Origin of the sequence: Anoxybacillus flavithermus (genome assembly GCF_002742685.1) — a bacterium.
GTDB lineage: Bacteria > Bacillota > Bacilli > Bacillales > Anoxybacillaceae > Anoxybacillus > Anoxybacillus flavithermus_E.
Genome location: NZ_PEDM01000055.1, coordinates 1 through 6,653, shown reverse-complemented (window position 1 = coordinate 6,653; position 6,653 = coordinate 1). Strand labels below are relative to the sequence as shown.

Sequence of the window (6,653 nt, the reverse complement as noted above, 5' to 3'; positions counted from 1 at the left end):
ACTGTAAATACAGCTTGTTGTACCGTCAACATGCGATTCACCTCCTTGTCTATCAATATTCACATCATAGACAGGAAAAGCAAAAAATATTCAGCTCACTTTATGATGTGGCTGAATAGTTACGCTTCTATATGTAAAGGGTTTATCCCTATCAAACGAGGAGATAACGTATGTTTTAATATGGCGAATGTGCTTTCCCACGTTTCTCCTGTAACATGTTCATCTGCAACGCCTTCCCCATACCCAACGAGCTCTTCATCTGTTTCAATTTTTACAATAATAGACGGCATATCCTTATAAGAATGATAACTGACAACAAATGGAGCGTGCAACGGTAAGCGAATGGCGTGTATGTGGATCGCGGTAATACGCATATGTTTCTCTCCCTTCTTGAAAAAGGCTGCCCGATGAATAGACAGCCTTATGCGTGAATATGGGCATTTTTTTGTGCTGATACTTCAGAAGGTGACAATTTCTCGATTGAAAAGCCCGTTAGTGCGTACAAAATCGAAATGATTGGAACGATAAAATTTAATACAGCATATGGTGCATAATCAAAAGCATGCACGCCGAGCGTACCGAAAATAAATACGCCGCACGTATTCCATGGGAAGAAGACAGACGTTAACGTGCCGCCATCTTCAAGCGCACGCGATAAATTTTTAGAATGGAGCCCTTTTTCTTTATAAGCGTTTGCATACATGCGTGATGGGATGACGATCGAAATGTATTGTTCCGAACAAGTCGCGTTTGTTGCTACACATGAGAAAATCGTTGAAGTAACGACGCCTTTTGCTGTTTTTGCTAGTTTTAAAATTTGTTTCACAATCGCTTCTAACATCCCCGTATGTTCGAGTACGCCGCCAAACGTCATGGCGACAATCGTCATCGACACCGTATACATCATCGATTCTAAACCACCGCGGTTAAACAAGTCATCGACGACTTTGTTTCCTGTTTCGATGCTGAAGCCGCTTTGTAGCGCTTGTACCGCGCTAGCAACAGATCCGCCTTGAATAAAGATTTGTGCTAAAAAGCCGAGCACAATACCGACGATTAATGCGGGAATGGCTGGAACTTTTTTAGCGACAAGCACGATGACAAGAAGCGGAATCAGCAATAAAAATGGTGAAATGACGAAATGTTGTTGCAATACAGCTAATGTCTGTTCAATTTCTTCCGCCTTCACTTGTTTGTTTCCGAAATCTTTTCCTAAAAATGCGTATACGCCTAGTGCGATAAGCAAGCCAGGAATAGTTGTATAAAGCATGTGGCGAATATGTACAAATAAATCTGTATTTGTTAGTCCGGAAGCTAAGTTTGTTGTATCAGAAAGCGGAGACATTTTATCACCAAAATAAGAACCAGAAATAATGGCCCCAGCAATCATCGGCGCTGGAATGCCCATGCTCATCCCGATTCCCATCCCAGCGACGCCAATCGTGCCCATCGTCGACCATGAGCTTCCAATCGCTAGCGAGACGACGGCGCAAATAATCGTGATCGATACTAAAAATAAAGATGGTGTCAATAGCTTTAAACCGTAGTAAATCATCGTAGCAACAACCCCGCCGCCGATCCATGCTCCAATCGTTAAACCGACGAGCATAATGATGACGACGGCCGGCAACGCTAAGCGAATGCCTTTATATATCGATTGTTCGATTTCACTCCACGTATAACCTGAGCGCCAAGCGATCAGCGCAGCGACAGTTGTTCCGACAATGAGCGGAATGTGTGGGCTTTGTTCAAGGACAACGATTGTCAGCGCCATGACGACAATCGTGACGAGAACTGGAATAATTGCTACAGAAAACGATATTTGCTTTTTCATTTACCTAAACCCCTTTTCTCTATCTCTGAATTATCTTAAAATATAATCTATTATGAATAATAAAGACTCGTTTTACGTCCGTCAATCTATTTTCGTAAAAAAATGAAAGTATTATGTAAAAATAGGAAGGGGAAATGATTGTGAACGACGAGCATTTACAAGGGCGATTGTTTGAGTTTTTTCATTACTTGCATACCCATCCGGAGACGAGCTGGAATGAGTACGGAACGACACAGTATATTAAGCAATTTTTAGATAGTGAAGGTGTTCGCTATCGTTTATTTGACGATTGTCCAGGGATTGTTGCAGAAATGGGAAGCGGAAAGCCTGTTGTCATGGTGCGAGCGGATATGGATGCCTTATGGCAAGAAGTAGATGGAGAATTTCGTGCGAATCACTCATGCGGACACGATGCACATATGACGATTGTAATGGGATTAATTTTACGTCTCAAAATGTTACAGTGGGAGCAAGGAACGGTTCGCTTCCTTTTCCAGCCGGCAGAAGAAAAAGGAGGCGGAGCGCTAAAAATGGTTGAAAAAGGAGTGATTGATGACGTTGATTATTTGTTTGGTATTCATCTTCGTCCAAGCGAGGAATTATCTTTAAAGCAAGCATCTCCGTCCATTCGCCACGGAGCGGCGAAGTTTTTGGTGGGACATATCGAAGGGTTTGATTGTCACGGGGCTCGCCCGCACCAAGGAGTAAATGCGATCGACGTCATTTCACTCATTAATTTTCAATTGAAAAACATTTATTTTTCTCCCCAACAGTCATATTCGGTAAAAATGACAAGGTGTGTAGCAGGGGGGGAAAGTTTAAATATTATCCCTGGCAGCGCCCAGTTCGCTCTAGATGTACGGGCAGAAACGAACGTGTTATTACAACAAATTAAACAAAAAGTAGAAAAAATTATTCAACATGCTGAAACGATGGGCGTACGCATTTCGTATAAATGGGTAGATTTTGTTCCAGCTGCCGAAGTGTCCGCCGAAGCGGAACGATGCATTCAAAAAGGAATTATCGCCGTGTTAGGAAAAGGAGGATGTGCGCCATCTTTACGAACGTCAGGAAGCGAAGATTTTCATTTTTATACGATTAAACGACCGCATGTGAAAGCAGCGATGCTTGGACTTGGAGCGAACTTAAAACCTGGATTGCATCATCCGCACATGACGTTTGACCGTTCATGCTTGCTTGATGGCGTTCGGATTTTAGAAGTGGCAGTGATGGAGGCGTTAAAAGAGAGGGTGTGAAAGTTGATAAACAAACTTTCCAAACGTGCCGTGTTTATGTGGCGAATGTATGAGATCATTCGTTTAATGATTTTTGCTCTTTTATATGTCATTGTTAGCTTTTTCGTTCCAACATGGTTGTTTGGGTGTTAGTTTTTTTATGGATCGTAGACGCTATTTTATTCGTTTTTTTCGTTCCGCGCTGGAAATGGGAGCGGTGGCAATATATGATTCGCGATCGAGAAATTGAACTTGAACACGGAGTATGGATTCGAAAGCGTACGCTTATTCCGCTTCATCGCGTTCAACATGTCGATGCAAAGCAAGGTCCGTTAGCTAGAAAATATAAACTTGCTTCACTTTACATTTATACAGCGGCAACAGCGCATGAAATTCCGTTTCTCGATGAACGGGAAGCAGAAAAGTTGCGTCATTACATTTCTTCTTTAGTAAAGGAAGATGACCATGACGCATGAGACGAAACGGTTACATCCGATTGCGATTGTTATTTACACGGTGAAGCGGTTGAGACAAGGCCCTTTTCTTGTCCTTGCCTTACTTATTGCGATAAAAAAGAAAACAGGAGATCCATTCATCGATTGGTTGCCGTTGTTTTTATTTCTTCTTTACGCTTTATTTGCTGGATATATGTCTTGGCGGCGATTTACGTATCGTTTTGAGGAAAACGAAATGTATATTGAACAAGGGATATTTGTGAAAAAGAAACGATACATCCCGTTTGAACGTATTCAAGGCATTTCCCAGTCGTTCGGTTTGCTCCAGCGATTAGTAGGCGTTGTACAAGTACATATTGAAACAGCTGGACGGCAAATTGATGATCCGGAAGTCGTGTTGCCAGCTATTTCTATAGAGGAAGCCGATCAAATCAAACGTGCAATACGCAATCAAAACGAAGGAAACATGCTTATACAAAATGAGATGGATGTTGTATTTACGCTCCGTTTTAGAGATGTGCTCTTTTTAGCTGTGACAAGTGGCGGCGCTTTCGGTGTCATTGCGGCAATTGGTGCATTTTTTTCTGATTTTAATGATTTTATTCCATTTGAACGGTTAAAAACGTTTTTACCAATAGATGATATGACTTCTACCATTGTACTTTTGTTTACAATGCTAATTGTCGCTTATATTTTGTCTATCGTTGGTCATCTTCTGCGCTATATGAATTTTACGGTTGTGAAACAAAAAAACACGCTAATGATTACAACTGGATTGCTGCAAAAAAAGAGTATTTCTACATCGATTGAGCGCGTTCAAGCCATTGTAGTGAAGGAAAGTCCGATCCGATACTTGTTTGGTTATGTTTCTGTTCATCTTGTTCATGCAGGTGGGTCACTTGATGATGGAAAACAAGGAAGTCTTCTGTTGTTTCCGATCGTTCGAACAAGTGAAGTCACTTCGCTCATCGCTACTTGTTTTCCTGAATATCGCTTGCACGGTTCATTGCGATCGCTATGTACATGTGCCCGTTGGCGCTATATGTTGAGGTCGCTCTATACGGTGATGCTAATTCCGATCATAACAATCGTATTTTTTCAGCGATTTGAAACGCTCCTTCTCCTTGTGCCTGCAGTATATGTCGGCTATCGAAGTTATAAACGAGCAGGAGTAGCGATTAAGAGTGAGCAGCTAGCGTTGAGAAGGGGATGGCTGACGACCAAAACGGTATATATGTTAAAGCATCGTATTCAATCGTTAACAATCTCTCAATCTCGTATGCAACAACGACTCGGATTATGTACCGTACATGCAACGGTCATGCCAGGCATACGTACAAAAGTTGTTGATGTTGATGAAAGTACAGCAAAAACAATATACGAATGGTTTTTGGGAAATTAAACATAATGTGTCCCAAAAGTACACGTTTTGGGACACACTCACTTTTAAAGGAATGCGTCAATTTCCTTCAACACTTCCCCGATTTTACGGCCATGTATAAGCAAATCTGCCCATTCGTCTAATGGCGTCGGTTCCATATTCACGATAACGAGTTTTGCCCCGCTTCGTTTCGCGATGACAGGAAGTTCGTTAGCTGGTGACACTTGTAAAGAAGAGCCGAGCACAATCCATAAATCTGCCCGTTCAGCTGCTGTCCATGCTTGTTCAAACGCATCATACGGTAACGACTCCCCGAATAAAACAACGGAAGGGCGCAAAAAGCCGCCGCATGTGCACGTAAACTGTTCGTCTACATATCGTTTCGCATCGTACGTTCGTTTACAGCGCGAGCAATAGACGGTTCGCAACGTCCCGTGTAATTCGATGACATTTGTACTGCCTGCTTGTTGGTGAAATCCATCGACATTTTGGGTGATGATTTGGTGGATAAGCCCCTGCTGTTGCCAATTAGCTAAAATGATATGTCCGATATGTGGCTGGCATTCAAGCAACGTACGAATGCGATATTGATAAAATGCGATAAACTCGTCTCGGTTATGTTGCATCGCATACGTACTTGCTAATTGTTGTGGATTTTTCGTGCGCCAAAGCCCTGATTTTGCCGAACGAAAATCAGGCAGGCCGCTTTCTGTCGACATTCCTGCTCCAGTAAAGACGACTGTGTACGAAGACTCTTTTAACCATCTCTCTATCATAACCATTCTTCCCCCTTTGATCCATACTATTTCTATATTCGCCCTTTATTTCCTTTGTTTTCTCATTGTTTACTAGAAAAAATAAGGACTTTCGATTCATGTGCATGAAAATAAGAGCAGTATAATGAAATTAAAGGCACAGCTAAGGAAACTTAGCGTCGCAAAGCTATAGGGGCTAACGGGATACCTATGCCAGCCAGCTGCCATTACCAAAAAACATACATATGAAATGGAGGAAAGGGTAATGTTGAAAAAAGGCTTGCCAATTTTATTAGCATCAATGCTTGTTGCTTCTCCTGCTTTTGCAACAAAGCATGACGGAAAACATGTAGAGAAGAGCCATGTTGTTGTGAAAAAAGAAGAAGTGAAGAAAAAACAACTGTTAGCGAAAAAGAAAAAAGAAGAAGCGAAAAAAAGACAAGAGCTAGCCAAACAGAAAAAAGAGCAACTAATATTGAAAAACAAATTAGCAGAACTGAACAAGAAAATAGGTAAGATCGAAGTGCGGTTAAATGAAGTGACAATAGCGCTTGAAGCGTTTAGCACGCCGAAAGAACAACCAACTGAACAACCAACACAACCACAAAGTGAACAAACAACAGAGCAAACGGCACAAGTCGTCAATGAACAAGATAGCATGGCTGTAACAACGCAATATAGCGCTAATGTGACTACGGCTGAACAATCAACTGTCGTGCAAGATGAAGACGATGAAGCGGAAAAACAAGAAGAGCTAGATCAATGGTTTGGGAAGCTTATTGCTGCGTCTAATCAATTAAAAGCTGTAAAAAATGAAATTCGTGCGTTAGAAAAGAAAGTATCTAAGAATGATGTCAACGTACAAGTATTGAAAGAAAAAGTAAAGGCGTTAGAAGAAAAAGTACAACAAAATAAAAAGAAGCTGCTTGAGCTACTATAATGAAATGGTGAGGATGTCAGCTTGTCGACAAAGTCGACAAGCTGTTTTAATAA

General features: G+C 41.5%; 5 protein-coding genes, 2 pseudogenes and 1 riboswitch. Of the genes and pseudogenes, 4 read left to right on the top strand and 3 right to left on the bottom strand.

Features of this window, described 5'->3' with window-relative positions; all coding sequences use genetic code 11:
* Positions 1–125 precede the first annotated feature (125 nt).
* Together CS060_RS13700 and nhaC are read right to left on the bottom strand one after the other, a co-directional pair.
* Positions 126–374: pseudogene (locus tag CS060_RS13700) on the bottom strand (dipeptide epimerase); the annotation flags it as partial.
* Between the two features lie 47 nt (positions 375–421).
* A complete protein-coding gene (nhaC, locus tag CS060_RS13695) occupies positions 422–1,834 on the bottom strand; it encodes a Na+/H+ antiporter NhaC (RefSeq protein WP_035050772.1) in 1,413 nt (470 codons plus the stop codon).
* Between the two features lie 134 nt (positions 1,835–1,968).
* On the opposite strand from nhaC, the gene CS060_RS13690 reads away from it, so the two are divergent.
* The 3 genes and pseudogenes from CS060_RS13690 (at position 1,969) to CS060_RS13680 (ending at position 4,926) form a co-directional block, all read left to right on the top strand.
* The gene (locus CS060_RS13690) at positions 1,969–3,090 is read left to right on the top strand and encodes a M20 peptidase aminoacylase family protein (protein ID WP_035050773.1); all 1,122 of its coding nucleotides are present in this window, start codon (positions 1,969–1,971) and stop codon (positions 3,088–3,090) included.
* A gap of 3 nt (positions 3,091–3,093) precedes the next feature.
* Positions 3,094–3,545 (top strand): annotated as a pseudogene (locus CS060_RS13685) (PH domain-containing protein).
* Positions 3,535–4,926: a PH domain-containing protein gene (locus tag CS060_RS13680; RefSeq protein WP_035050774.1), complete on the top strand. Its 1,392-nt coding sequence runs from the start codon at positions 3,535–3,537 to the stop codon at positions 4,924–4,926. The pseudogene CS060_RS13685 and the gene CS060_RS13680 overlap by 11 nt, the downstream one beginning before the upstream one ends.
* A gap of 44 nt (positions 4,927–4,970) precedes the next feature.
* On the opposite strand, the gene CS060_RS13675 is transcribed toward CS060_RS13680, so the two are convergent.
* On the bottom strand, positions 4,971–5,681 hold the full coding sequence (locus CS060_RS13675) for an NAD-dependent deacylase (protein WP_035050775.1): 711 nt from the start codon (positions 5,679–5,681) through the stop codon (positions 4,971–4,973).
* Between the two features lie 125 nt (positions 5,682–5,806).
* Positions 5,807–5,889, top strand: a riboswitch (cyclic di-GMP riboswitch).
* Between the two features lie 36 nt (positions 5,890–5,925).
* On the opposite strand from CS060_RS13675, the gene CS060_RS13670 reads away from it, so the two are divergent.
* Entirely contained in the window at positions 5,926–6,600 is a 675-nt protein-coding gene (locus CS060_RS13670; protein ID WP_099669053.1) for a hypothetical protein, read from the top strand.
* The last annotated feature ends 53 nt before the right edge of the window (positions 6,601–6,653 follow it).

What these genes read in the sequence shown, in the direction of transcription:
- nhaC (WP_035050772.1), bottom strand. Translation starts at nt 1,834, where the DNA reads ATGAAAAAGCAAATATCGTTTTCTGTAGCAATTATTCCAGTTCTCGTC.
- CS060_RS13690 (WP_035050773.1), top strand. Translation starts at nt 1,969, where the DNA reads ATGATTGTGAACGACGAGCATTTACAAGGGCGATTGTTTGAGTTTTTT.
- CS060_RS13680 (WP_035050774.1), top strand. Translation starts at nt 3,535, where the DNA reads ATGACGCATGAGACGAAACGGTTACATCCGATTGCGATTGTTATTTAC.
- CS060_RS13675 (WP_035050775.1), bottom strand. Translation starts at nt 5,681, where the DNA reads ATGATAGAGAGATGGTTAAAAGAGTCTTCGTACACAGTCGTCTTTACT.
- CS060_RS13670 (WP_099669053.1), top strand. Translation starts at nt 5,926, where the DNA reads ATGTTGAAAAAAGGCTTGCCAATTTTATTAGCATCAATGCTTGTTGCT.